This is a genomic window from Actinomadura madurae, from assembly GCF_047130825.1.
Lineage (GTDB): Bacteria > Actinomycetota > Actinomycetes > Streptosporangiales > Streptosporangiaceae > Spirillospora > Spirillospora madurae.
The window spans coordinates 5,108,717-5,133,574 of sequence record NZ_CP083237.1; the positions used below are offsets into that span (position 1 = coordinate 5,108,717).

The window sequence follows — 24,858 nt, forward strand, 5'->3', positions numbered from 1 at the left end:
GGGGCGTGCTGTTCCGGCGAGCGGAACCTTGGTGGATGCGACTGCTCGGCACACCGCAGGGTACGGGCTGCGGGCCGGGGCTGGCGGACCCGGACAACGACGAAGGGACGCAGGCACATGAGCGACAAGGTGGCCGAGCGGGAAGCCAAGATCGAGATCACCGAGATCCTTCACCGGTACTGCCGCGCGGTGGATCGCGGCGACTGGGACACCGTCCGCGAGGGTTACCACGACGACGCAATCGAGAACCACGGCCCCTATCAGGGGGGCGTCGACGGGTTCATCGACTTCGTGAAGTCCCGGGCAGAGGATCCTGCCGTGATCCGCCTCCACCACCTCACCACGATCAACATCACTGTTGTCGGCGATGTGGCCTACAGCGAAGCCTATTACACGTGTCCGGGACGGCTTGCCGGCGCCGACGAGCAGGGGGTCGGGGCTCTTCGCGTCATCGACGGTCGCTACGTCGACCGGTTCGAGCGGCGGAACGGAAAATGGCGCGTCGCACACCGCGTTGCCGTGGTCGACTTCGTCCGCTACCAGTCCGCGCTCGACGACGACTTCGCGACGGCCTTCGCGCGCGGCGCCAGTGACCGCACTGACCCGTCCTACTGGGAGGGTCTCACGGCCCCCACGACGACGTCGGTGGGCTGAACCGCCCTTCGGGACGAGCCCTCGCCGGTCGAACTGTCTTCGTGCACGGTCGTGGCCGCCCAGCGATGACCTCGCTCAACTCGCGCGCAGGACGCACGGTGGTTCGTTCGCGGCGCCACCGGCGCTCTTCCTCGCCCGGTTCCCAGGCCTGCACGCTCAGGCCACGCCAGGGCGGCGCTGCGGAGACCTTTCGCAAGAAGGACGTCTCGGCCGCCATACTGATCCTGCATACGAAATAAGGACTCCGGGATGATCTCCTTCGCTCCGACCGACGACCAGCAGCAGATGCGCGACGTCGTACGGACGGTCGCGCTCTCACACCTGCGTCCGGCATCTCCGGTCATCGAGCAGGACGACGCGGAGATCGACGCCGCACTCGAGGCGGTCGGCAAGCTCGGGTTGTTGCAGAGTGCTGCCGAAGCCGCGGTCCAGGGCGACGAGCTCTACCCCCGCGTTCTGTCCGCAATCGTGCTCGAGGAACTCGCCTGGGGCGATGTCAACACCGCCGCATCCTTCGCCGCCACCAGTGCCTTCGTCCGCACGGTCGCCGAGCTCGGGTCGCCGCAGCAGAAGCAGGCGATCCTCGCCGACTACACCCGGGAGCAGAACGCATCAGGCGCGATCGCGGCGGTAGAGAAGGGACTCCGCTGGAGCCCCTCGCGGATGTCCACGTCGATCACCAAACAGGGCGCCGGATGGGTCCTCGACGGCACGAAGACGCTCGTGGTGCAGGCGGCGAAGAGCCGCCATTTCCTCGTCGTCGCTCGGGACGAGCATGAGCGGTTCGTCGGCGTCGTCGTGCCGGCCGAGGCGTCGGGCGTGCTTCTCGGCGAACCCTGCGAGACGATGGGTCTGACCGCACAACGGAGCCTCGACGTCGTGTTCGACCACGTCGAGGTCGCGCCGTCACAAATCCTCGCGGCGGGCGCGCCTTTCGACATCAGTCGGCTGATCGCTGAATCCTGGACAGCCTCGGCGGCCATCCTCGTGGGGCTTTCGAGGGCCGTCTACGAGCACTCGGTGGACTACACGAAGCTGCGAGTCGCGCACGGCTCGGAGCTGGCACGCAAGCAGTCCGTCGCCCTCACGCTGGTCGACATCCACACATCTGTGGAGGCGATGAGGTGGTCGGCGTGGCGAGCCGCGAGTCATCTCGACAAGGGAGCCACCGACGGGCGCAGCGCTCGACTGGCCCACGTCCTGGCTTCTCGAAGGGCCTGCTGGATCGCTGACGAGGGCGTGCAATTCATGGGCGGGCACGGCTTCATCGCGGAGAACCCTGTGGAGGCCTGGTACCGAAACGCCCACACTGTGGCGACGATGCAGGTCACGTTCGGGCTCTGAGGGGCCGGTGCTCCACTCGACCCGCCGAGGTCGGGTCTGAGCTGCCGCCAGGGTGATCGGACGCCGGGGCCCGTTCCGGCTCTTGGCTGAGGCCCGTCGCGGTCGGCCGCTGTCGAAGCCCCCGAGAATTCGTTCGGCGGCAACCTCCTGACCCTCTGGCACACGTCAACGACGCCGGGCGTCGAGCCTGCGTCCGCGGTGGCTTTGCCTGGGACGGCGCTTCCCTCCTGTCACGCGCTCGAAGCCTGCGGCTCAAGTCGTTCCGAGACTCGATCCGACGACGGTAGAGGCCAGCGGGGACGCGACCGAAGAGGCCGCGCGCCGCACCCATCCGAGCAGCGCATCCGAGGCAGCGACACCCGAGCCGGCGGGCATGTGTCGTCGCGCTCGACGTCGGTCCCGTTCTGGGACCTTCGCGGTTCATCGCCGTGCTCCCACACGGATCGAGGCTGCACTCGTGTCGACGTGGTTCTGCGAGCGGCGCGGCGTGTTCCGGGCAGTTGAACACTCGATGGTGATGCACCACACAGCTGCTTACGTTGTTCTCCCACGGATGCCGAAAAGCACACCGCTACGGCCGTCTCCGCATGGTTACCGAAGGAGAGACCTTGAACATCCAATGGCGACGTTCGAGCTTTGCAGGCGTTGCGGCCTCGGCCGCTGCGGTCCTGCTGCTCGCAGCGTGCGGGTCAGGCGGCTCGTCGAACTCGAGCTCCCTCACCGGGGAACCGGTGAAAATCGGCATGGCGGTCGCCCTCACAGGCCAGTCTGCCAGCATCTACAGCCTTAGCAAAGGTGTCGCCGAATCGTGGGAGGAGTACGCGAACTCTCACGGGGGTATCAACGGCCGCCCGGTCGAGATTCTCGTCCGCGACACGAAGAGTTCGCCTGCGGAGGGTCTGACCGCGGCGAAGGAACTCGTAAAATCCGACAAGGTCGTGGCCATGACGGTGCTCGACCAGGTCGCAGAGCCGGGCATAACGTCGTACTTGGCGTCCACCGATGTTCCGATGCTGGGCAACGTCGTGAGCGTGGCCGCGCCTCAGAAGGGCAACTTTGCAGTCGGCACGATCGTCCCCGCGTATCTGCCGGGCCAGATGGCCGTGGCCAAGCAGCTCGGCGCGAGCAAGGTCGGGCAGTTCTACTGTGCCGAGGCACCTGTCTGCGCACAGACGAGCGAGATCTACAAGCGGGCGGCTCCGGCGAACGGACTGCAGTTCGCAGGTGGTCTGGCGGTCTCGTACTCGGCGCCGAACTTCACCGCACAGTGTCTGCAGATGATCAATGACGGGGTCGACTTCCTCGAGCTCGACCTTTCGACGGCATCAGCCAAGCGCGTCGTCGGCGACTGCACGAAGCAGGGCTTCAAGGGCACCTATGGCATGCCGACATCGTCATTCGCCGTTTCTGCGTTCAAGGGCCTCCCAGGAGCCAGGTTCGGCGGCACGCTCAGCGCGTTCCCGTGGTGGGTCGACGCACCCGCCGTCAACACCTTCCGCGACGCAATGGCCAAACACTCCCCCGACCTCGACTACCGGACCCAGGTGTCCACCTCGGTCTGGGTGATGCTGGACCTGTTCGCCAAGCGGGTCGGCGGGACCGCGGACCTGACGCCCGCCACAGCGGTCGCTGCACTCAAGGCCACGACGAACGAAAGCCTCGACGGCTTGCTTCCCGAAACGATCTCCACTGGCACCCCCTGGCCCGAGATGAAGTGCTACTGGATGTGGACATACGAGGCCGGAGCCGACGATCCCAAGCTCTTGCCTGCCATCGGTACGAGCGGCAACGGGCAGTCGGGCCCCTTGGCCACCACCTGCAGCAGCTGACGAAGAATCGGTGTGGGTGCCGACCGTTTGCGGTGGTCGGCACCCACACCGGCTCGTCACCTGCTGCCCCGAACCAGGAGCGCAGTCATGAACGAACTCCTCCCGTTCATCGTCACCGGGGTGACCAGCGGCGCAGTCTATGGTCTCGCCGGCTCCGGACTCGTCATCACCTACCGGACGTCGGGTGTCTTCAACTTTGCCCACGGTGCGCTGGCTGCTGTCGCGGCCTACGTCTTCTACTGGCTCACCACGACCGTCGGCCTGAACTGGGTGGTCGCGTTCGTCCTCGCCGTGCCTGTCCTCGGCAGCCTCATGGGGATCGCACTCGAGCTCATCGGGCGCCGAATCAGTAGGCGATCACCTGCGATGCAGGTCTCGGCAACTGTCGGCATCATCGTCATCGTGACGGCCTTGGCAACCATCGCCTACGGTCCGGACCCGTTGCAGATGGAGCCCTATATTCCAGGAGCCGGATCGTCTTTCCGTATCGCGGGCGTCAACATCGGACATGACCAGCTGATCATCACCTGTGTCGCCTTGCTGGCCACCGGTGGCCTCTACCTCTTCTCGCGGTTCACCCGTTCCGGTCTGGCTATGCGCGCTGTCGTCGACGATGCCGACCTTGTGGGGACGCACGGCACGAACCCGGTGCGCGTCCGTCGAGTTGCGTGGGTGCTGGGGTCCGTCCTGGCGTCAGCCTCCGGGGTGCTTCTCGCGCCACTCGTGGGTCTCCAGGTCCTGTCGCTCACCTACTTGGTGGTCGCAGCGATCGGAGCCGCGTCCATCGGCGCGTTCTCGAGCATCCCTGTGACCTACCTCGGTGGGATTGTGATCGGGATAGCCGCCGACATCTCGCAGAAATATGTACTGACCATCCCGTGGCTTGCCGGCATCCCTCTCAGCATCCCCTTCGTCACACTACTCGTCGCGCTCATCGTCGTGCCGAGGCGCAAGCTCTTCCGGCGCATCAATCCAGACAAGCGACCGGTGGTCCGCCTGCAGGCTCCGCTGGGCCCGTCCCTGGTTACTGCAGTCGTGGTGATTGCCGTACTCCTGCTCATTCCGACCTTCGCCGGCGCGAAGCTCACAAACTACATGCTGCTGATCCCGATGGCGATCATGCTCCTCTCGCTCGGCCTCCTCGTGCGAACAGCGGGGCAAGTTTCGTTGTGCCAGGCAGCCTTCGGAGCGATCGGCGCATTCAGCTTCTCGCAGATCATCATGAACTTCGGACTCCCCTGGCTTCTCGCTCTGGTCCTCGGAGGCCTCGTGGTAGTTCCTGTGGCGGCCCTGGTCGCGCTACCGGCAGTTCGACTCTCAGGCATCTTCTTCGCCCTTGCCACGCTCGGCTTCGGAATCATGATGGAGCGGCTCATCTATCCGCTCAACTTCGCGTTCGGAAGCGACGGAGCCGGCCGCCCAATGCCGAGACCGAGTTGGGCATCTTCTGACGAGGCCTTCTATTTTCTGCTCGTCGCGCTCTTCGTGGTGGCAGCTGCGATTCTGACCTGGCTCGATCGTGGCCGTCTCGGGCGAATGCTACGCGGACTGTCCGAATCGCCGACCGCACTGCGGACAATGGGTCTGACGTTGGGCAGTACGCGGATACTGGTGTTCGCGGTGTCGGGCTTCTTCGCCGGTGTCGCCGGGATTCTGTACGGATCAACCGTGGGTTTCGCAGCCTACAGCGACGGCAATTACGCCTCCTTCCAGTCTCTCGTCCTGCTCGCCATTCTGATCATCTCTCCGTTCGGGGTTCCCTGGTACGGCCTGTTCGCCGCCCCGGTCGTCATCATTCCGGCCTACATCTCGGGAGAGTCGGTACCGAACTGGCTCAACGTGGTCTTCGGTGTCTTCGCCGTCGTAGTCGCCCTCCAGAACGGCGCACCCGGCGCCCCACGCTGGGTCCGCGACCTGTTCCAGAGGCTCTCCCGTCAACCTCGTAGGACGGTGCGAGACGAAGCACTTCCGCTGCCGAGGCCGCTGACGAGGCAACGAGACCAGGCGGCACCCGGTCTCGAAGTCCAGAACCTTCACGTGCACTTCGGCGGTGTGAAGGCCGTCGACGGCGTGGACCTCCAAGCGCCGATCGGCCGGGTGACCGGCCTGATCGGACCGAACGGTGCCGGCAAGACGACGACGTTCAACGCATGCAGCGGGCTGGTCAGACCGTCCGCGGGGCACGTCCTCCTGCATGGCAAGGACGTCAATCGTATGAGTGCATCGGCGCGAGCCCGTGAGGGCCTGGGGCGCACGTTCCAGGTGACCGAGTTGTGCGAGTCCCTGACCGTGCGCCAGAACGTCGGCATGGGCGTCGAGGCAACCCAGGCCGGCTGGAACCCCATCTCACAGCTGGGTCTCAACGCTACGAGAGCACAACGCCAGCATCTCGCCGACACAACGGACCGGGCCCTTCAGCTCTGTGGAATCGAGCATCTGGCGGACTCCTTGGCCGGAACCCTCTCGACCGGAGAGCGTCGCCTGGTCGAGGTGTCACGATGTCTGGCGGGTGACTTCGACATCCTGCTCCTGGACGAACCCTCGGCCGGGCTCGACCACGAGGAGAGCGCGAGGCTACGCGAGGTCCTCGCCGCCATCATGACCGAGCGCCGGTGCGGGATCCTTCTCGTCGAACACGACATGGCATTCGTGATGAAGCTGTGCGACTACATCTACGTGTTGGATTTCGGAAAACCGCTCTTCGAGGGCAGCCCCAGGGAAGTCGCATCCAGCCCGGAGGTCCAGGCAGCATACCTAGGTACTTCGCTGGAATCGCAGGTCTCATGAGTGAGGATGGACGTATCCACATGGTCGGTAAAGTGCGTTCGGATACTGCCGAGGCGGCGCCCGAGGCCGAGAAGACCGAGCTAGCACTCTCCGTCTGCCGTGTCAGTGCCGGCTACGAGGAAACGGCAGTCTTGCGCGATGTCTCACTCCAGGTCGAGAAGGGCTCTGTCGCGGCGCTGATCGGAGCAAACGGCGCCGGCAAGACAACTCTGATGAAGGTTGTCGCTGGCCTGCTTCCGACGACAACCGGCCGGGTCGAGCTCTACGGGTCCGACATGACGCATGCGCCGCAGCACCGCCGCGCGCTCGCTGGCTTGTGTCACGTGCCCGAAGGCCGAGCGATCTACCGCTCGCTGAGCGTTCGAGAGAACCTGCGAATGCAGGCCCGACCTGGCCACGAACGGTCGGCAATTGAACAAGGAGTCGAATCGTTCCCAATTCTCGGAGAGCGTCTGGACCAGGCAGCGGGAACACTGAGCGGCGGCGAACAGCAGATGTTGGCGATGGCTTCGGTGTCCGCCAGAGAGGTTTCACTGGCCATGTTCGACGAACCGTCGATGGGCCTCTCGCCGGTCATGGTGGATAGCGTGTACAACTTCATGCACAAGCTTGCCGGACAAGGAGTCGCGATCCTGGTCGTCGACCAGTACGTACACCGCGTACTCGACCTCGCGAATCACGCCTACGTGCTAGCACGCGGCCGAATCACATATTCCGGAACTGCGACCTCTCTTAAGAGCGATGAAGTGTTCGGCCACTTCATCGGAGAATGAGACCTTGGCCGTGGCGACCACTTCGGGAGACCGACCTACCGTCCCACCTGAGGTGCACATGCGTCTGAATCATGACATTGATCAGCCATCGGCGAAACGTCGACGCCTGCCGACCAAAGGCATACTCGTGGCCGGCACGGACGGCGCCCCGGTGCAATTGCATGACCTCGGCGGCGACGGTCCGGCACTCCTCTTAGCTCATGCGACGGGATTTCACGGTCTTGTCTGGCATGCGGTCGCAGAGTTCCTCACGCCTCACTTCCATTGTTGGTCCCTCGACTTTCGCGGCCATGGCGATTCACCTGTTCCGGATGGTGACGACTTGTCTTGGGAGGGGTTCGGGCGAGACGTGTCGGCCGCTCTCAGCGCCATCCCACAGGGCCCGGTTGTCGGTGTCGGACATTCGCTTGGCGGGGCGGCGCTCGCCATGGCCCAGATCGCCCGGAGCGACTCGTTCGAACACCTGTTCATGTACGAACCCGCGCTGCCCGCAGCCACCGGCAGGCCTCCCGTCGAGCATCTGCGAAGCCAAGAAGCCATGGTGAAAATGGCCGCGGCCCGCAGGATGCGATACCCCTCCATAGAGGAGGCCATGTTCAGCTACGCGCGCAAGCAGCCGATGTCGTCATTCCAGTCCGGCATCCTGGCTTCCTATGTCGACCACGGGTTCACGGCTGACGAAGCGGGCGGGGTTCGGCTGAAGTGTCTGCCCGAGACGGAGGCGCAGATCTACGCTCAGTCATACGAACACGACATTGTCCCCCATCTCGACAAGCTGTCGTGTTCGGTGACCGTCGCCGTTGGCACATTGACCGAACCGATCCACAGGACGTCGACGAGGGCGCTAGCTGAGCGTCTCAGGAGCGAGCTGGTCAAGGTTGATGGTGTAGATCACTTCGGTCCGATGCAGCAGCCCAGGACCCTCGCGCACTTCATCAGGCGCGCGATGAACTCGCGGGTGGGCTGAAGTCGGCGGAACCTGCTGGTCGGTCGCGGCTGCGATCTCCGGACACCGCTGAGCCCACGCCGAAGATCATTGCGAGCGGCACCATGGCGGAGCATCACTGGGATGGTCCTCGCGCCGTGCTCGCGCCGAACTGCGTTTGGCTGGACACGCCGCATCTCGACGACCTCCGTCCCGCAGGTCGTCACAACGCGGAAGGAGAAGAGGCGGTTGCCGGTCGCCGCTCATCCCGAACCTCTCTCTTCCCTCTGTCTTCCCGCAGCGGGCCGCTCGCCCTTCGCCCGAGCGTCACCCCGGCGCTCACCGGTTGTGCTCCTTGAGTAGATCGGCGCAGCGCGATGGCCCCGTGAGCGAGATCTACCCCCGACGGGCGCGGGCGGCAACAGCCGGTGCGTTGGGTCGTCGACCACTCGCTGCCGCTCCTCCCAGGGGCGCCGCGACTCCAGATCTCAGGCATCTCCGATGTCCGCTTCATCGCCCGGTTAGTGGGCGTTCGAAGCGGCTCACCAGTTCGTTGAGTCGGCCCGGAGCGCGGTACTGATGTTGCCATCAGCCCGTTTCTCCGGGCCGCTCGCCGAACCCGGCGTACCCGTCTCCGAGTACCGGGCTCTCCACGGCCTCTGCCGTCAGCAGACTTCTGCAACCCAGGGGTTGGGGATCTTGGTGCCGCGATACAGATACCGGACGACCGGGATCGTCTGGATGTCACGCAACTCAACCCCGTTGGCGGTGAACGGTAGCCATTGCCCGGTGGGGCTGGTGTGCCGTCGGCGGAACTCCTTCCAGCTCCAGCGGTGCCGCTGCCGCAGCAGCCTGGCGATCCTCCACCAGGTGAAGGTGTCCAGCTTGGCGAACACCTTCTTGGCGATGGCATGCCGGAAGTAGAACGCCCAGCCGCCCCTGACCATGTTGAGCTGGGCCAGGACCGCGTCCAGTTGCAGAGGGGACGTCTTGCGGGTCAGAGCACGGATCTTCGCCTTCAGCTGCCGGATCGCCCGATCGCAGATGAAGGTGTAGACGTGCCAGGTATTCGTGCCTCGCTTGCGGCGCCACTGGATGCGGAACCCCAAGAAGTCGAAACCCCCACGCCCGGAACAGCCCGTAGATCCGCTGCCAGGAGCCGTACCGTTCGGGCACGTCCCGCCACGGCGCCCCGGTCCGGATCCGCCACCGGATCCCATCGATCAACTGCCGCAACGTCCACTTCGACGGGCGCCCCAACCGGCTTCTGGCAGGCAGCAGAGGTCGCAGCACCCGCCACTGCCGATCAGTCAGGTCCTTGCGGGCGCCCTCGGACACGCTTCTCACGAGGTCTCCGTGCAGATGGTCTTCTTGGTCGTTGATCCATCTACCGGAGACCTCACCCGTTTTCGATCACCGACACGCGGCCCGACACACCGGGCGATCACTTAGACGTCATCTCATTTGGCTTGGCGCCGGTAGTCTGCGGCCGTGGAGATGGTGGAGCGGTTGGTGCCGGAGGAGTTGTGGGAGTTGTTCCAGCGGGTGGTGCCGCCCGCTCCGACGCGGCCGCAGGGCGGTGGCCGACGTCGGTACGGGGATCGTGAGGTGCTGGCTGCGATCATCTTTGTGGCGACCACGGGCTGTACGTGGCAGCAGTTGCCGCCGGTGTTCGGTCCGTCGGGCCCTACTGCGCACCGGCGTTTCGCCGAGTGGACGGCTGCGCGGGTGTGGGCCAAGCTGCACCGGCTGGTGCTGGACGAGTTGGGCGCGCGTGGGGAGTTGGACTGGTCGCGGTGCGCGATCGACTCGGTCAGCGTCCGCGCCGCCAAAGGGGGGAGCTGACAGGCCCGAATCCCGTCGACCGCGGCAAACGTGGGTCGAAGATCCATCTGCTGGTCGATCGTGCCGGACTGCCGCTGTCTGTCGGGATCTCGGCGGCCAACACCCACGACAAGCTCGCGCTGGAGCCACTGGTTCGGGGCATCGCGCCGATCCGCTCCCGGCGCGGGCCGCGCCGGCGCCGCCCGACAAAGCTGCACGGCGACAAAGGCTACGACTACACCGACCTGCGGCGTTGGCTACGCAGGCGGGGCATCACCCCGCGCATCGCCCGACGCGGCATCGAGTCCTCCGACCGACTGGGCCGCTACCGCTGGGTGGTGGAACGGACGGTGTCCTGGCTGAGCGGCTGCCGCCGACTGCACCGCCGCTACGAACGCAAACCCGAACACTTCCTGGCCTTCGTCGGCATCGCCGCCACTCTCATCTGCCACCGCCGACTCACCAAATGAGATGACGTCTAAGTCCCGCCCCTGCCGCACGGCACGGCCCATCGCCTCCCGACGCCCTCAGCACAGCCCCATCCGCCCACCAGTCGTGCTCGAGATGCCCGATCGGCAGGCGAAGAGTCGGCGAGTCCGCTCGCACCGCCCGAGTCGAATGACCCCTGCCTGCAGCTCAACCCAACGACGACACCGGACTGAAGGTATCCGCGTTCTGGACCGGCCACGGTTCCACCGCCATTCACGGCACCGGGTACAGAACGGTGCTGGTCGACGATGGCGCCATGTACCTCTGCCACGCCGGCCACGGTGTCCGCCAAGAGCGGGGACCCGTCGCGTCCGGCCATGACCGAGCCGTTCGAGCAGGACCCGCCCTACGATTGACGACCGAGCACGCTACGCGGAGGTCGAGCGGCACGGCTCCCGCACCCGTGAGGTGCGGGGAACCCGTCAGCTGAGCACGCGTGCGCCGGGTGTGAACTTCACGGGAACTCTACCGACACCTCGGTTGAATGCGATCGTCGCCCGGGGCTTGATCTCTGCGGTGATCTCATAGTCCGGCATGCGCTTGAGCACCTGCTCGAGCGAGATGATCATTTCCGAACGTGCCAGGTGCTCTCCGACACAACGATGGATTCCGTGGCCGAACGCCAGGTGGGGCACGGACGAGGTTCTGTCGATGTTGAACACGTCCGGCTCCTCGAACTTCTCGGCGTCGAAGTGGGCTGCGCCCAGGGAGAAGCCCACCTTGTCCCCCGCCTTCACCGGGCATCCACCAAGATCCATGTCGCTGGCGATCGTCCTCGCGATCATCTGCACCGGCGACTCGATGCGCAGCGACTCTTCGACAACCAACGGGATCAGGCTGGCGTCAGCGAGCAGGCGCGCCCGAACCTCCGGATGGCGAGCGACGAGTACCAGCATGGACGAGATCCCGTTCACCGTGGTCTCCAGACCTCCGATGATAAGAGTGATGACCATGCCGACCGCGTTCCGATGACCGATTGGTTCGCCCTTGATCGTTGCGTTCGACACCCGCGCCACGAGGTCACCCCGCTCGCCACCGTCCTGCTCCGCCAGGGTGACGAGGGCATCCGCATACTGCAGAAGCTCAAGGTTCGCCTTATCGCGACCTTCCTTGTCGCCCACCGTGGCAGTCTCGTTCAGACGGTCGGTGATCTCGGCGAGGCGTCGTGCATCGTCGGGCACGCCGAGAATGGCTGACATCGCCGCTGGCGGCACGAACCGACCGACGGCTCCAAGGTCACCCTCGCCGGCCTCGATGAACTGGTCGATCTCGTGGTCGACGGACCGGCGGATGAAGTCCGCCCAGCTCGCCATACGCTCCGGCCGTAGCTCCGGCACGAGCAGCTTGCGATACCCGATGTGGTCAGGCGGATCCTTCTCTGCCGGGATCAGCGGGATAGGCGTGCGGAGCGGCGGGATGGTGATACCCGGCCCTGACGGGAACGCTGTCGTGTCGACCGCCGCTTTGCGGATGAGGTCATAGTCGATGATTGCCCAATAGGCCGTGTCAGCCAACTTCTTGCCCGATAGCACAGTCGCGCCTTCGGCCTCCGACCGGAGCGCGAGGTAGTCCGCCGCCATGGTCGGCGACGTGGTCAGCGCTTCCAGGTCGTGAATCGGGCACTTCCGGGTCTCAGTCACTGCGTCACACCGAGCCTTCCCATCGCTCTCCGTCTGCTGAGGGTGAGGTATGAGGTTGCCCTGAGGACCGCGGCCCTGCAGCAGGCGTTCTGCTGGTCGGAACCATCCTGGGAGCCTACGTTCCAACGAGGGAGACACGCTGACGCTGCCGTTCTCCGGGACTGACATCCTTCTCCCCGGAAGTAGCCGAGACAACTACGCGCCAGTGCCCGAGGAAGCAGTCCCAGCGGCGAACCCGATCGAGGCCGTGCACGAACCCGGGCGAGAGCCGCGCTCCGGTCAGCGAGGCGACCAGTTCGGCGACCCGGTGCACTGGGATCGCGTGTCACCATCAGGTATACGCACCAGGCTTGCAGGTTCGCCCCCAGACTGACCGGCGCGGCCGGCACCCCCTCGGTGCGCCTGCCGAAAACTTCGTCCGTGAAGGTCAAGCAGCATGTTCGCACTCGTTGAGGGTTCCGCCCAGACGTTGCGTTCTTCGGACGTTCCGCTGCGCGATCTGGCCTAGGCCGTGTTTAGGAAGTGCCGCTGGTCAGGGCTCGTAGCCAGATGTTGATGACGGCGACCTGGATGGTGGCTTCGTAGCGCACGGCGAGTTTGTCGTATCGGGTGGCCACCGCGCGGTGTTGCTTGAGCAGGTTGATGCCGCATTCCACGGAGTGGCGCTGCCGGTAGGCCTTGGCGTCGAAGGCCGGCGGTCGTCCTCCGGCCGAGCCCTTGGCCTTGCGGTGGGCCCGCTGGTCGTCCTTGACCGGGATGGTCGCCCCGATGCCCCGAAACCGCAGGTAAGCGCGGTTGCCGCGGGAGGAATAAGCCTTATCGCCCAGTACCCGGTCCGGCCGCCTGCGGGGGCGGCCCGGCCCGAGCCTGGCCACCCGCACCCGATCCAGCACCACGGTGAACTGCGGGCTGTCACCACGCTGCCCGCCGGTCAGCACCACCACCATTGGCTTGCGGCCCTGCTCACAAGCCAGATGAATCTTGGTGGTCAACCCGCCGCGGGAGCGGCCCAGCCCATGATCGGGCGGTTCGAGGCCGCCGGTCCCGCCCGGCGGCTCGACCTGGCCGCGGCCATCGCGGCGGGCGCCCGCCGCGTGCTGGTGCGCCCGGCAGATGGTGGAGTCCACCGACACCCACCAGCCGACCAGCCCCGCGGCGTCGCCGAAGGCCATCAGCTTCGCCCAGATCAGCGCCCACACCCCGGCTCGCTGCCAGCACCGAAACAGCCCGTAGACCGACTGCCAGTGCCCGTACCGCTCGGGCACATCCCGCCACGGCGCCCCGGCCCGCACCCGCCACCGCACACCGTCCACCAACTGCCTGCGCGTCCATTTCCGGGGCCGCCCCGGCCGCTGCGGCCTGGGCAGCAGCGGCTCCAGAACCCGCCACTGCCGGTCGGTCAGATCCTTACGCGCTCCAATCGATACCCTGGCCATCGAGGTCTCCGTGCAGATGGTCTTCTTCGTCGTTGATCCATCTACCGGAGACCTCACTCATCTCCAGACACGACATGCCGACCTGGGACGAGACTTCCTAAACACGCCCTAGGTCGGTGATCGGTGGGGGCAGCGGCTTCAACGGGCGGGCGTTGGCGATGCCCTGGTGAGGCCGATGCTCGTTGTAGAAGGTCTCGAACTCCCGGAGCGCGTGGAGCAGGTGACCCTGGTTCCAGATCAACGTGCGGTCCAGGACCTCGCGGCGGCAGGTCTGCACCCACCGTTCCGTCACCGCGTTCATCCTCGGCATCCGCACCCCGGTCAGCACCGTCTGGACGCCGGCATCGGCCAGAACGGTGTCGAACAGGTCAGGGAACTTGCCGTCCCGGTCGCGGATCAGGAACAGTGCCCGACACCCGGCGTCCTCCAGGTCCATGACCAGGTTCCTGGCCGCCTGTGTCACCCACGCTGCAGTCGGATGGGCGGTGGCACCCAGAACGCGGATCCGGCGGCTGTGGTGCTCGATGACCGCCAGCACGTACATCCGCGCACCCGTGAGCGTGACGGTCTCCAGGAAGTCACACGCCAGGAGTGCCCCGGCCTGGGAGCGCAGGAAGCCGGCCCACGTGGTCGATGCACGCTCGGGTGCCGGATCGACTCCGGCGTCGGTGAGGATCTCCCAGACCGTGGACGGCGCCACCTTGACGCCGAGCAGCAGCAACTCGCCGTGCACCCGCCGGTAACCCCAGCCCGGGTTCTCCCGCACCAGGCGAAGAACGAGAACCCGGATGGAGCGGACCGTCGGTGGCCGCCCCGGACGCTCAGGTCTGGAGCGAGCGGCGCGCCGACCAGCGATCAGGCCCCGGTGCCAGCGCAAGACCGTGTCCGGACGCACGAGCAGCCGCATCCGAAGCAGTACACGGCGAGGCAACCGGTGCAGCAGCGCCGCGAGCAGTACTCGATCTGGACCGGCGAACCGCGCCCTCGCCCCATCCAGTTGACGCTCCAGCACCGTGATCTGATGCCGCAACACCAAGATCTCGGCGTCCTTCTCCCGATCGGTCATCGGAAGCAGACCCAGCACCGCGAACGCGTTCGCCGCGGTCAAGTAGGCCAGTCGCAACAGCACAACCGCCCATCATCCCGAGGCGAGGGCAGCGTCGTGGCCTGTCCCATGACGGTTCCCAACCCTGCGCCGCCACCCTCGGACATTACGGCTCTCACCTGCACGGACGCACTTTTCGGCAAGCACAACCCGCACAGCCACCGTCTCCAAGCCGCCCGTCGCTTCCAAAGGCATCCGGAGACCACGCCGCAGCACCAGCGTCAGCGGCCCCGGCCAGAACCGTTCGGCCAACCGGCGCGCCGTCGCCGGCACCTCGGCGACCCACCCCTCCAGGTACTCCGCGCCGCCAATGTGGACGATCAGCGGATAGGAGGCCGGGCGCCCCTTGACCTGGAAGATACGCGCGACCGCGGCGGAGTCCTCGGGGTTGCCGCCCAGACCGTTGACGGTCTCGGTCGGGAAGGCCACCAGACCTCCGGCGCGCAGCACACCGGCCGCCCTCTCGATGTCATCAGTGCTTGCCATCACCCTCCAAATTCTCCACCCTCCACATCCCCCCGCAGTCCCGGTGCTTGTAAGACGTCATCTCATTTGGCTTGGCGCCGGTAGTCTGCGGCCGTGGAGATGGTGGAGCGGTTGGTGCCGGAGGAGTTGTGGGAGTTGTTCCAGCGGGTGGTGCCGCCCGCTCCGACGCGGCCGCAGGGCGGTGGCCGACGTCGGTACGGGGATCGTGAGGTGCTGGCTGCGATCATCTTTGTGGCGACCACGGGCTGTACGTGGCAGCAGTTGCCGCCGGTGTTCGGTCCGTCGGGCCCTACTGCGCACCGGCGTTTCGCCGAGTGGACGGCTGCGCGGGTGTGGGCCAAGCTGCACCGGCTGGTGCTGGACGAGTTGGGCGCGCGTGGGGAGTTGGACTGGTCGCGGTGCGCGATCGACTCGGTCAGCGTCCGCGCCGCCAAAGGGGGGAGCTGACAGGCCCGAATCCCGTCGACCGCGGCAAACGTGGGTCGAAGATCCATCTGCTGGTCGATCGTGCCGGACTGCCGCTGTCTGTCGGGATCTCGGCGGCCAACACCCACGACAAGCTCGCGCTGGAGCCACTGGTTCGGGGCATCGCGCCGATCCGCTCCCGGCGCGGGCCGCGCCGGCGCCGCCCGACAAAGCTGCACGGCGACAAAGGCTACGACTACACCGACCTGCGGCGTTGGCTACGCAGGCGGGGCATCACCCCGCGCATCGCCCGACGCGGCATCGAGTCCTCCGACCGACTGGGCCGCTACCGCTGGGTGGTGGAACGGACGGTGTCCTGGCTGAGCGGCTGCCGCCGACTGCACCGCCGCTACGAACGCAAACCCGAACACTTCCTGGCCTTCGTCGGCATCGCCGCCACTCTCATCTGCCACCGCCGACTCACCAAATGAGATGACGTCTAAGTACGCCGTCCCTTGAGGCAAACGGGGGGCGGGCGGTGGGCGTGGATGCCGATGATTGGGGGAGGGCTGGGGACCCGGCGGCTAGGTTCCGGCCAGCAGGCCCCCAGGGGCCAGAACGGGTCGTCGCTGCAAGATCGACAGCAACGGGCTAACTGACGGGCACCAGGGCGCGGTCCGGGCCGTTCACCCCGACCACCTCCCACACCCCCGGCTCAATCTCCCGGGACCGGGCCCGCATCGTGTCGGCCAGCCCCGCCGGCCACCGCGTACCCGGCACCGTCCACCGCACCCCGGCCAGGTTCGCGCGGGTCAGGCGCGCGCCGGACAGGATCGCGCCGTCCAGGTTCGCGCTGGACAGGATCGCGGCCGACAGATTCGCGCCGTCCAGCAGGTTCGCGCGTCCGTGCCCAGGTCTCGTGCGGGCTTATGGCTGGGATGTCAGGATGTCGATCTCGCCACCCGGCCCGGTGGGGTCGAAGCCGTGCTCGATCAGCCAGCGGATCGGTCGCAGGGTTCGCAGCGACCACCAGGCGCGGATCACGTCGAGGTCGACGTCGGTGCCGTAGCCGGCGATGACCTCGCCGAGGTGTTCCCGGTGGCCGAGTGTCAGGGTGGCGAGGTCGAACAGGGCGTCGCCTTGCGACGCCTCGGTCCAGTCGATCACGCCGGTGATCTGGTCACCGTCGGCGAACATGTGGGTGACCTGCAGGTCGCCGTGGGTGAACACCGGTGTCCATGGCCGGAGTGCGGCCTCGGCGATCCGGCGGTGACGCGTGACCACCTCGGCGGGAAGGACACCGTTGGTGATGAGCCATTCGCATTCGCCGTCGATGAGCGAGGCGACCTGGTCGGGGCTGCGGCCGGGCCATGGCGGCAGTGGCGCGTCGTGCAGCTTCCGGATGGCGGCGCCCGCCGCGGCCCACGCCGCCGGCGACGCGCTCGACGGCTCGCCGAGTCGGCCCAGTGCCCTCCCCGGGAGGGCGGCGAGCGCGAGCACGGGCGGCTTGCGCCACAGGACCTGCGGAGTCGGGACCGGCGCCAGGGCCATCGCCTCGACCTCGACGTCGGTACGCGTCTGATCAGCGTCGATTTTCAGGAACACCTCGCCGACGCGCAGGGTCGCGCACTCATGGTGGGCGACGACGACCTCGACCTCCTCCACATCGGCCATTGTCGCGGGGATGACCATCGATCGTCGCCGGGTTTATCACGTGCGACTGCGCGGTGCCTGTACGTCCTACACGCCGACAGAAGGCACGCAACCGGCCGTTGTGTGCGACCGGCGCCAGAGCCCGACCCGATCGCCCCGGCGGTGTTGGATGCGGTGCTGGAAACGGCGGGACAGCGACCCAACACCGCGGCACGGCTCTGGCGCCCGACGCGCCGCCGACCACCGCCGCACCCGCGGCCGGCGATCGGCCCACCGGGCCCGCAAGGCCGCGGTCCGCATGTCCGTCACTGGTCCAGCAGTCCGTCACTGGTCCAGCGCGTTTCTGTGGGCGGGAGCAGGGTACCGGCCGGTACCCCGGGCGGAGGTGATCGGTGTGAGCGACGATGCCGGCGGGCGGTCGCCGTCCGCGCCCGGGACGCGGTTGAGGTTGCGCACCGAGCCCCACCGGGGCGGCCGCGTCCTGGTGGTGCACCTCGACGGGGAGATCTGGCCATCGCCCGGCCACCGCAGATGTGCCGCCGGATCCTGCACCGGACCGGGCTGGACCAGTACATCCCCGTCACCGCCACCCTGGACCGCGCCATCACCCACCTCGCCATGTGACCCCGCCCCGGCCCCGGGAAACCCCTGGTCCGGGCACATCCATGAGCCGGCGGCGGACAATCGCACCAGACGATCCCCGAAAACCTGCACTGATCGAGGTAGATATTCGCTGCGGTGTGGGGTATAGTTCCTGTCATCGAAGAGAAGCAAGTCCAGCAGGCGCGGCAGATGACGAACTGCCCGCACAGATGGATGACGCGGGCCGGGCGTGCCGGGGTCAACGCAGTGGAAGGGACCCGGGCAGTCGGCTCCGCGCTCGGCGGCCAACGGGCCGCCGACGGCACGAAGAAAGTCGCAACACCGCAAGAAACACAGGTAACGAAGGTAGGAAGAACACGGAAGGAGGGTCTCGGCACCATCGGGATCGCCCGCAGCGGGCTCCAGTCACGCCGCGCGGGTACCGCAGCCCCACAGATTGGACGGTGGTCTACGGTCACGCATCCGCGATCCCCGCGCCCCCGCCCCAGGCGGCCGGCGCGGAAGACAACCGGCCGCAGCGCCGGGTAGATGGTGTTGTACCTCATGGCCCCGGCGCCGCTTTTCGGCGCCGGGGCCCTCGTCGTTCACCCCGAACGCCTCCGGCGCCGACACCCATCGACCTGCACCCAACGCACCTGCACCCAACGACAGTACGGAAGGTTCTGTGAGAGCACCCCAGCCGGTCCAGTCCGGCACCCACCCGGCCCACCGCCAGATGCAGGACGATCCCGGCACCGCGCTCGACACGGTGGCCGACACTGCACTGGACGACAAGCTGGACGATGAGGACTACCCGGCCTACAGCATGGGCCGGGCCGCCGAGATACTCGGCGTCACTCCCTGGTTCCTGCGCGGCCTGGACGCCGCGAAACTGTTCGTCCCGCAACGCTCGCCCGGCGGACACCGCCGCTACTCCCGCTACCAGCTGCGCCTGGCACATCGCGCCCGCGACCTGGTCGACCAGGGCACCGCCCTGGAGGCGGCCTGCCGCATCATCATCCTGCAAGACCAGCTCGCCGAAGCTCAGCGCATCAACGCCCGACTCCAGCAACGCCTCGACCAGAACCCCGACCAGAACCCCGGGCAGGACGCCGGCCACGGTCCCTGAGCGGGGCCGGCCCGCCTCGCCGCCGGCCAAGACGGCCGTGCCCCTTTCAGCCGGGTCATGTCCTGGCCCGGGGCCGCCTCCGCGTCTGCCAGTGAGGGAGGCCCACTGGTGATCGGGTGGCTGTCGTGCACGATGGGTGGCAATGGTTGTAGTCGAGTTATGCGAACGTGGAAACGCCCGCGGAGGTTCTCTTCCGGCGGGCGTTTCGTCATTTGGAGGTCACTCCAGACGGGCGTACGGCCAGCAGCCCGGACCGCGCAGCCGCGTGGCCCGTCGCCCAAAGGGAGGACACCACATGACTCAGGGAACCGTGAAGTGGTTCAACGCCGACAAGGGGTTCGGGTTCATCGCCCCCGATGACGGCACCGCCGACATCTTCGTCCATCAGTCCGTGATCGACAGCGACGGCTACCGCACCCTCCAAGAGGACCAGAAGGTGGAGTTCACCTCCATCCGCGGCCCCAAGGGCATACAGGCCGACCTGGTCCGCGCGCTCTAACAACGCGCGCCGGCAGCAGACCACCGACGGGCAGGACCGCGCAAGCGGCCCTGCCCGTCCTGCTTTCTCGGGGCTGTCGGTGCGGCCGCACCTGCGTGGGGTGCGTACGGCACGTAGGGTGTGGCCACACCTTGCGGCGAGAGGTACCGGCCCCATGAGGCTCGAACTCACCAACTACGAGGCCCTGCACGGCTGGGGCGTCGTCAACAACAGCGCCGCGTGGCATGCCCAGCGCAACCGCAAGCCTTCCGCGGCCGAACAGGCGGTCGGGGACATCCTCTTCACCGCTTACGACCGCCGGACCGACACCACGACCACGGTCGACCTCAGCGATGACGAGCGCGCGAGCCTCGCCGAGCTGGTCAGCGACCACATCGCAGCGTGGGTGAAGCGCGGCCAGGAGAACGCCGCAGCACCTCACCTGCGCTCGCTGATCGCGAAGCTGAGCGGCTGACATGCCTACCCCCGGTAGCCCGCAACGAAAGTTCCGACTCGCCGACGATGTCCTGTGGGCCGAGTACGACCAGGCATGCCGCGACATCAACGGCAGCAACGATCGCAGCGACGATATCCGCAAACACGTCGAGGCCGTCGTCGCCGAATGGAAGAAGCGACGCCAGGCGAGATGATGCTCCAAAGGGGCAGCCGGGTGGCTTGGTTTCCGTCGAAGCGCTGGTGTCGGCCGAGGTGCCGGGCGGCTACGGTCAGCCCACCACCCGCCTTCTGGTGCACGTGGACGTCACGATCCACCTAGCCAAGCTGGCTCAGCACCGAGGAGCGCCCTGAGCGTCCGCCACTGCAGTCCATGAAGGGTCATGGGTGCCGGACCTGTCGCGCCGACACGTTCCGTTCCACTTCGAGAAGCCCAGTCTCATCGAACTCGCTGCTCCGCAGCGCCACCGGTACAACGTCACCGGACCTGTAGTGAACCCTTATGCCGTCCCGGTTCGTTCGCTTTGGGTGACCACGCTGATCCGCGACGGGAATGGAGTGCCCCGCGGCGGCGGCTCCGCGCAGGTGAAAGATCCACTGGCTCCTGGCGGCCCTACCCTTCCCGGTGGCCTGCGCTCGCCGGGAGCTCGTTCCCGATTCCGCGTCCGTGACGCGCTTCGCGCTGCTCCCGGCGCTGCGGACCTGGCCATAGAAATCGTCACCATCGATGTCGATCCACCTTGGCATGTGCTCGGCGAATCCAGTCTTGGTCAAGGTGACGCCCAGCGGATATGAGGGGGCGCGGCAGGAGAGACTCGCAGGTGTCGCCGGCCGCTCGGATCGCGGGCGTCCATGTACACAACGAAGCGGGTGTCCTCGGTGAACAGGGCCATCCGGCCATTGGCGTCGCGCCAGTCGGCCCAGTTGCGCGTAGGCGGTCGACCAGCTCACGGGTTGGGTGCCGTCCTACGACTTCAACATGAGCGAGGACGTCCCAGAGGCCATCGCCGCGCCCGCCACGACCCTGGCCTACCCGTGGAAGCACTACATCGGCCGCCACATGGGCCGGCTCGGCACCCGGAACAACGTCGTCGTGCACCAGCGATACGTCTCGGACGTCGTCGGAAACGTACGGCTGCCCTGGCCACGGTCGACCCGACTCCGTACTTCACGAAGTACGGCAACAACACCTGGGCCCGCATCTACGCCAAACTCGGCGCCGCCAACCGATCCACCGCCGTGCAACGCGGTCGCGACCTGCGGCTCCTGTCGTCCTGCCGCACCTGACAGCTTGATGGAGCGGGACACCGCCGGTTCGACGAGGAACGAGGCGCCGGTACCCGTGCCGCGCCCGGACCCGCCGAGGAACCCCGCGGTGGACGGCCAATACAGGCGGCCCCGTCTCCCGCGCGCAGCCGAAGGAGCGGCCGGTCGGAGTCGACTGCACAGATGGCCGTGTTCACTGCGGCGAGATGTGCGGGTCCTTCACACGGCCGTGTCTGTTGGGGCCAGGTGTCGGTGCCGTGGACGCCAAGGAGGGAAGCGTGAGACACGGTGTCCGCTCGTGCAGTGCGCCACCGCCACACTCGCATAGGCCTCTGAGCCAAGGAACCGTTGGCCGGGGATGTTTGCTCGTTGTCTGCTCGGCGGACCGGAACCGGACTGGCACGGTGCGGGATGGAGCGGCACAAGGATGCCGCTGGACGCGGACAGAGCAGTACAGTCTGACACTGAGAACATTGCTCTGATACGAGAGCTCCGCTTTTAATCCGTAGGTTGTGGGTTCGAGTCCCACGCGACCCACCACCCTCACCAGGGCAAACACGCTCCACGCCGCGCATGGTTGATCATGCCTGGGGCCAGGCTGGGGCCACCCTGGGGCCCGTCATACTCCCAGGCCGAGCCCAGCACCCCCGCGTGTTCCCCCATTCTGACGGGGGCAAGGCCGAATTCCCGCGCCGAGCTGCTCGCAGCCGCCGCGTCTCCGGTATGCGGTTAGTCCCTTCGCGGGTCGACGGGCAAGGACGGGGAGCGGATGCTCTCGATTACGCCGCAGAAGCCGTGTTATCGACGCGAACCCGGACAGCTGGCCGCGCCCGGGTGCGGTGCCACGCCGGTTCGGGGCGCGGGGGCGGTCGACCGGCGCCGTACCAGGCCCGTCCGGGTACGGCTCGCCGCCGGCCGTCGACGGCGGGCCGGAGCACGGCCCCGGCGCTGGGTGGTGCCGGGCACCACACCAGCCGCGCGGAGCAGGTACGCGGCGGTCTTCTCCGCGGCGGTGTGCGCGACCTCGGGCAGCACGGAGGTGTAGGTGTCGGCGGTCAGCACGATGCTGGGATGCCCCAGCATCTCCTGCACCACCATCAACTCCACCCCAGCCGCCAGCGCCAAAGTGGCCGCGCCGTGCCGCAGGTCGTGCAACCGGATCGGCGGCACATCGTGCTCGACGATCAGCTTCTGGAACACGTGGGTGAACCGACCCGGGGCAACCGGGTCACCATTGAGGTTGGTGAACACATACCCGCTGTCGCGGTACCCCTCGCCGTAGGCGGCCGCCTCCGCATGCTGCCGGGAGCGGTGCGCGCGCAGCGCCGCGATCGTGGGGTGCGGTCCAGCGCGATCACGCGGGTGCTGTGCGCGGTCTTGGGCGGGCACACCATCAGCCGCCCATCGCGTCGTTGGAGCTGGCGGCAGATCACCGCAGTGCCCTCGTCCAGGTCGACATCGCACCACCGCAGCCCGGCCGCCTCACCGCGCCGCAGTCCCCGCAACGCGATCAGATGGTAGGCCGCGTACAGACGATGCGCGGCGATCGCGTCCAGGAACTGCGCGGTCTACGCCGCCGTCCACACCGCCACCGCGGGCCGCTCCCCGGTCTTACGCCAATGCCGGACACGGGCGGCGGTCCACACCACCGCGCGGGGCCGCCGCATCGGCGGCAACGCCACCAGCGACGCCGGGTTCTCCTCCACCAACCCAGCCCGCACCGCGGCGTTCAACGCTGCCCGCAGAGTGGCGCGGATCCGATCCAGCGTCGCGGCCGACAGGCGCCGCCCAGCGTCCCTGTGCTCGCGGGTGATAAACGCGAACATCTCCTCCACGTGCAGGACCGACATTTCCGCCAGTAGCAGGTGACCCAGCAGCGGGTTCAGATACCGCCGGACGTGATCGGTGTAACCGGTCACCGTGGACGGCGCACCCGGATGGTTCTCCAGCCACCGCTGCAGCCACTCGGCCACCGTCAGCGGACTCCCAGCCGGACCACGCAACCGCACCAACGCCGCTTCCGCGGACCTACGGGTCCGGAAACCGCCACGGCGGACACGGCTCCGACGACCGTCCGTTCCGGTTCCCAGTTCGAGGCGCAGGTACCAGCTGCCGTGGCTGCGCTCGGCCGCCAACCGCGGGCACCTGCTGCCCAACGCGCGGGCACTGTCGGGATCCTCGCAGCCGCATCGCCGGTACACACCACCGGCACTCCTCGCTCTTCTCATAAGGGCAGGGTGGGTCTGCAGTGGATGCATCGACCATCACAGACGGCGACAGACTGGCCTACCGAGCACGACAGCACAGCCCCGGGCCAGGGCGACACAAGCTCCTCCTGGTTTGCCTCCCATCACGGAAGCCGGGGCACCTCAGTCCGCAGGTGGGAGGCGTCCGCTGCCCATATCGGGAGCGGGCGCCTCGCCTTGCCCATTGACGAGGTCTGCTCCATGTCAGAAGGGGGGACCACCGTCAGTGGCGTCGTACCGGCGACGATGATCGTGCCTCTCCTCGGGACGGACGGCCCACCATGATCGAGGGTCACTCTGGAAGCGGGAGCCCACCCGGCGTCTTGGTGTACCCGAGCTGCTCGATGACGCGGCCGCCGCTGACCCGCGTCACATTCACGCCGAGAACCGATTCCGCGTCGGTGGGCCCGAAGCGGTAGCGCCACCGCACTGCGGCCCAGTCGCCATCTGTCAACACGTGCTGGACCTCGAACGTGGTCGACTCGTCCTCCATCATCTCGCCCCAGAACGCCACGCACGCCTCCTTCCCGACGTACGCGGTGCCGTCAGGGACGGGCTGGGCCGACACCATCAGGCAGTCCTCATGGACCAGCGCGGCGAGCGCGTCCTTGTCGCGGCGCCGGAACGCCTCGTTGAAGAGGCCGATGGTCTCAGCGGTGTCCTTGGCGGCCGGCATCTCGGATGCGGTCATTTCGCCCTCCTTGGGGTAGACCGTTTGGTCTACCGTAGACGGTATAGACTGGTCGATCTACTGTCAAGGAGAGGAGCACGATTCGCTGATGAGACCCGACACCCCCCCGGGACCCCGGGAACGACTTCTCGCGGCCGGACAGCGGCTCTTCTACTCCCAGGGCGCCTCGGCCGGAGTGGACGCGCTGCTCAAGGAGGCGAAGGTCGCCCGCAGGTCGCTCTACGAGCACTTCGGAGGCAAGGACGGCCTGGTAGTGGCGGTTCTGCGCCGCGCCTCCGAGGAGGATCTCGCGTGGTACGAGAGCGCGCTGGCCAGCGCCACGCAACCCCGGGCCAGGCTTCTCGGACTCTTCGATCGGCTCGACGAACTTGTCTCCAACCCGGACTTTCGAGGCTGCAGGTACTTTGCGACCGACCTTTCCTTCGCTGACCCCCGCCATCCGGCACACGCGGAGGCCGAGGCGTTCCGGCGGCGCCTTCGCGCGCTCCTCGTCCGGGAACTCAAGGCCATGGGCCACGGCCACCCGGAACGCGCGGCAGAGCAACTGCACCTCCTGATCGAGGGGACATTGGTGATGGGCGCCACGAAGGACGGCCACCATCCCGGTCACACCGCGCGCGACCTCGCCGCCGCCGTCCTCGACTCCCCCTGACCCACGGATGA

General features: G+C 67.3%; 24 protein-coding genes and 1 pseudogene. 14 read left to right on the forward strand and 11 right to left on the reverse strand.

The genetic code is table 11. From position 1 onward, the window contains the following. The first annotated feature begins 117 nt into the window (after positions 1-117). The 6 genes from K8Z49_RS23030 to K8Z49_RS23055 all read left to right on the forward strand — a co-directional run bounded on the left by K8Z49_RS23030 (position 118) and on the right by K8Z49_RS23055 (position 8,354). Positions 118-654, forward strand: a complete 537-nt coding sequence (locus K8Z49_RS23030) for a nuclear transport factor 2 family protein (RefSeq protein ID WP_412520793.1) — start codon at positions 118-120, stop codon at positions 652-654. 249 nt (positions 655-903) lie between these two features. Next, positions 904-1,998 (forward strand): acyl-CoA dehydrogenase family protein, encoded by a 1,095-nt coding sequence (locus tag K8Z49_RS23035; protein ID WP_412520795.1) that lies wholly within the window; start codon positions 904-906, stop codon positions 1,996-1,998. 608 nt (positions 1,999-2,606) lie between these two features. Continuing rightward, on the forward strand, positions 2,607-3,827 hold the full coding sequence (locus K8Z49_RS23040; protein WP_412520797.1) for an ABC transporter substrate-binding protein: 1,221 nt from the start codon (positions 2,607-2,609) through the stop codon (positions 3,825-3,827). An 87-nt stretch (positions 3,828-3,914) separates the two neighbouring features. Further along, on the forward strand, positions 3,915-6,614 hold the full coding sequence (locus K8Z49_RS23045; RefSeq protein ID WP_412520799.1) for an ABC transporter permease subunit: 2,700 nt from the start codon (positions 3,915-3,917) through the stop codon (positions 6,612-6,614). After that, complete coding sequence (locus K8Z49_RS23050; protein ID WP_412520801.1) at positions 6,611-7,387, forward strand: ABC transporter ATP-binding protein; 777 nt, start codon at positions 6,611-6,613, stop codon at positions 7,385-7,387. The genes K8Z49_RS23045 and K8Z49_RS23050 overlap by 4 nt, the downstream gene beginning before the upstream one ends. Positions 7,388-7,445: 58 nt before the next feature. Beyond that, the gene (locus tag K8Z49_RS23055) at positions 7,446-8,354 is read left to right on the forward strand and encodes an alpha/beta fold hydrolase (protein ID WP_412521136.1); all 909 of its coding nucleotides are present in this window, start codon (positions 7,446-7,448) and stop codon (positions 8,352-8,354) included. Positions 8,355-8,977: 623 nt separating this feature from the next. Here K8Z49_RS23055 and K8Z49_RS23060 read toward each other — a convergent pair. Next, positions 8,978-9,421 carry a group II intron maturase-specific domain-containing protein gene (locus K8Z49_RS23060; RefSeq protein WP_412520803.1) on the reverse strand — a complete coding sequence of 148 codons (444 nt, stop codon included), beginning with the start codon at positions 9,419-9,421 and terminating at the stop codon, positions 8,978-8,980. A gap of 25 nt (positions 9,422-9,446) precedes the next feature. Then, positions 9,447-9,659, reverse strand: a pseudogene (locus K8Z49_RS23065) (transposase); the annotation flags it as partial. A 150-nt stretch (positions 9,660-9,809) separates the two neighbouring features. Between K8Z49_RS23065 and K8Z49_RS23070 the strand changes: the two are divergent. After that, positions 9,810-10,606, forward strand: a protein-coding gene (locus K8Z49_RS23070) for an IS5 family transposase (protein ID WP_412521138.1) whose coding sequence is annotated in 2 segments (ribosomal slippage) — positions 9,810-10,152 and positions 10,152-10,606 — 798 coding nt in all. Because the reading frame shifts where the segments join, the coding sequence is not laid out codon by codon here. A gap of 441 nt (positions 10,607-11,047) precedes the next feature. Here K8Z49_RS23070 and K8Z49_RS23075 read toward each other — a convergent pair. The 4 genes from K8Z49_RS23075 to K8Z49_RS23090 all read right to left on the reverse strand — a co-directional run bounded on the left by K8Z49_RS23075 (position 11,048) and on the right by K8Z49_RS23090 (position 15,292). Further along, the gene (locus K8Z49_RS23075) at positions 11,048-12,265 is read right to left on the reverse strand and encodes a cytochrome P450 (RefSeq protein ID WP_412520805.1); all 1,218 of its coding nucleotides are present in this window, start codon (positions 12,263-12,265) and stop codon (positions 11,048-11,050) included. 515 nt (positions 12,266-12,780) lie between these two features. After that, positions 12,781-13,701, reverse strand: a complete 921-nt coding sequence (locus K8Z49_RS23080; protein WP_412520807.1) for an IS5 family transposase — start codon at positions 13,699-13,701, stop codon at positions 12,781-12,783. 97 nt (positions 13,702-13,798) lie between these two features. Continuing rightward, positions 13,799-14,830 carry an integrase core domain-containing protein gene (locus K8Z49_RS23085; protein ID WP_412520809.1) on the reverse strand — a complete coding sequence of 344 codons (1,032 nt, stop codon included), beginning with the start codon at positions 14,828-14,830 and terminating at the stop codon, positions 13,799-13,801. Between the two features lie 9 nt (positions 14,831-14,839). After that, positions 14,840-15,292 (reverse strand): L-threonylcarbamoyladenylate synthase, encoded by a 453-nt coding sequence (locus tag K8Z49_RS23090; protein WP_412520811.1) that lies wholly within the window; start codon positions 15,290-15,292, stop codon positions 14,840-14,842. A gap of 99 nt (positions 15,293-15,391) precedes the next feature. Between K8Z49_RS23090 and K8Z49_RS23095 the strand changes: the two genes are divergently transcribed. Then, positions 15,392-16,188 (forward strand): IS5 family transposase gene (locus tag K8Z49_RS23095; protein WP_412521138.1). Its coding sequence is split into 2 segments (ribosomal slippage): positions 15,392-15,734 and positions 15,734-16,188, totalling 798 coding nucleotides; the frame shifts between segments, so codons are not numbered across the junction. A gap of 160 nt (positions 16,189-16,348) precedes the next feature. Here the strand turns inward: K8Z49_RS23095 and K8Z49_RS23100 are convergent. Further along, complete coding sequence (locus tag K8Z49_RS23100) at positions 16,349-16,591, reverse strand: pentapeptide repeat-containing protein (protein ID WP_412521140.1); 243 nt, start codon at positions 16,589-16,591, stop codon at positions 16,349-16,351. A gap of 33 nt (positions 16,592-16,624) precedes the next feature. Then, entirely contained in the window at positions 16,625-17,371 is a 747-nt protein-coding gene (locus K8Z49_RS23105; RefSeq protein WP_412520813.1) for a phosphotransferase family protein, read from the reverse strand. Between the two features lie 1,297 nt (positions 17,372-18,668). On the opposite strand from K8Z49_RS23105, the gene K8Z49_RS23110 reads away from it, so the two are divergent. The 5 genes from K8Z49_RS23110 to K8Z49_RS23130 all read left to right on the forward strand — a co-directional run bounded on the left by K8Z49_RS23110 (position 18,669) and on the right by K8Z49_RS23130 (position 20,787). Further along, entirely contained in the window at positions 18,669-19,061 is a 393-nt protein-coding gene (locus K8Z49_RS23110; RefSeq protein WP_412521142.1) for a MerR family transcriptional regulator, read from the forward strand. Positions 19,062-19,356: 295 nt separating this feature from the next. Further along, positions 19,357-19,560: a cold-shock protein gene (locus tag K8Z49_RS23115; RefSeq protein WP_412520815.1), complete on the forward strand. Its 204-nt coding sequence runs from the start codon at positions 19,357-19,359 to the stop codon at positions 19,558-19,560. Positions 19,561-19,714: 154 nt separating this feature from the next. Next, on the forward strand, positions 19,715-20,014 hold the full coding sequence (locus K8Z49_RS23120) for a hypothetical protein (RefSeq protein ID WP_412520817.1): 300 nt from the start codon (positions 19,715-19,717) through the stop codon (positions 20,012-20,014). A gap of 1 nt (position 20,015) precedes the next feature. Then, positions 20,016-20,189, forward strand: coding sequence for a hypothetical protein (locus K8Z49_RS23125; protein ID WP_412520819.1), 174 nt, complete (start codon positions 20,016-20,018; stop codon positions 20,187-20,189). A 190-nt stretch (positions 20,190-20,379) separates the two neighbouring features. Then, on the forward strand, positions 20,380-20,787 hold the full coding sequence (locus K8Z49_RS23130; RefSeq protein WP_412520821.1) for a hypothetical protein: 408 nt from the start codon (positions 20,380-20,382) through the stop codon (positions 20,785-20,787). Between the two features lie 1,269 nt (positions 20,788-22,056). On the opposite strand, the gene K8Z49_RS23135 is transcribed toward K8Z49_RS23130, so the two are convergent. From K8Z49_RS23135 to K8Z49_RS23145, 3 genes are all read right to left on the reverse strand, one after another. Further along, on the reverse strand, positions 22,057-22,509 hold the full coding sequence (locus K8Z49_RS23135) for a tyrosine-type recombinase/integrase (protein ID WP_412520823.1): 453 nt from the start codon (positions 22,507-22,509) through the stop codon (positions 22,057-22,059). Positions 22,510-22,826: 317 nt separating this feature from the next. After that, on the reverse strand, positions 22,827-23,231 hold the full coding sequence (locus tag K8Z49_RS23140) for a hypothetical protein (protein WP_412520825.1): 405 nt from the start codon (positions 23,229-23,231) through the stop codon (positions 22,827-22,829). 565 nt (positions 23,232-23,796) lie between these two features. Continuing rightward, the gene (locus K8Z49_RS23145) at positions 23,797-24,195 is read right to left on the reverse strand and encodes a nuclear transport factor 2 family protein (protein ID WP_412520827.1); all 399 of its coding nucleotides are present in this window, start codon (positions 24,193-24,195) and stop codon (positions 23,797-23,799) included. A gap of 88 nt (positions 24,196-24,283) precedes the next feature. Between K8Z49_RS23145 and K8Z49_RS23150 the strand changes: the two genes are divergently transcribed. Continuing rightward, the gene (locus K8Z49_RS23150) at positions 24,284-24,847 is read left to right on the forward strand and encodes a TetR/AcrR family transcriptional regulator (protein WP_412520829.1); all 564 of its coding nucleotides are present in this window, start codon (positions 24,284-24,286) and stop codon (positions 24,845-24,847) included. The last annotated feature ends 11 nt before the right edge of the window (positions 24,848-24,858 follow it).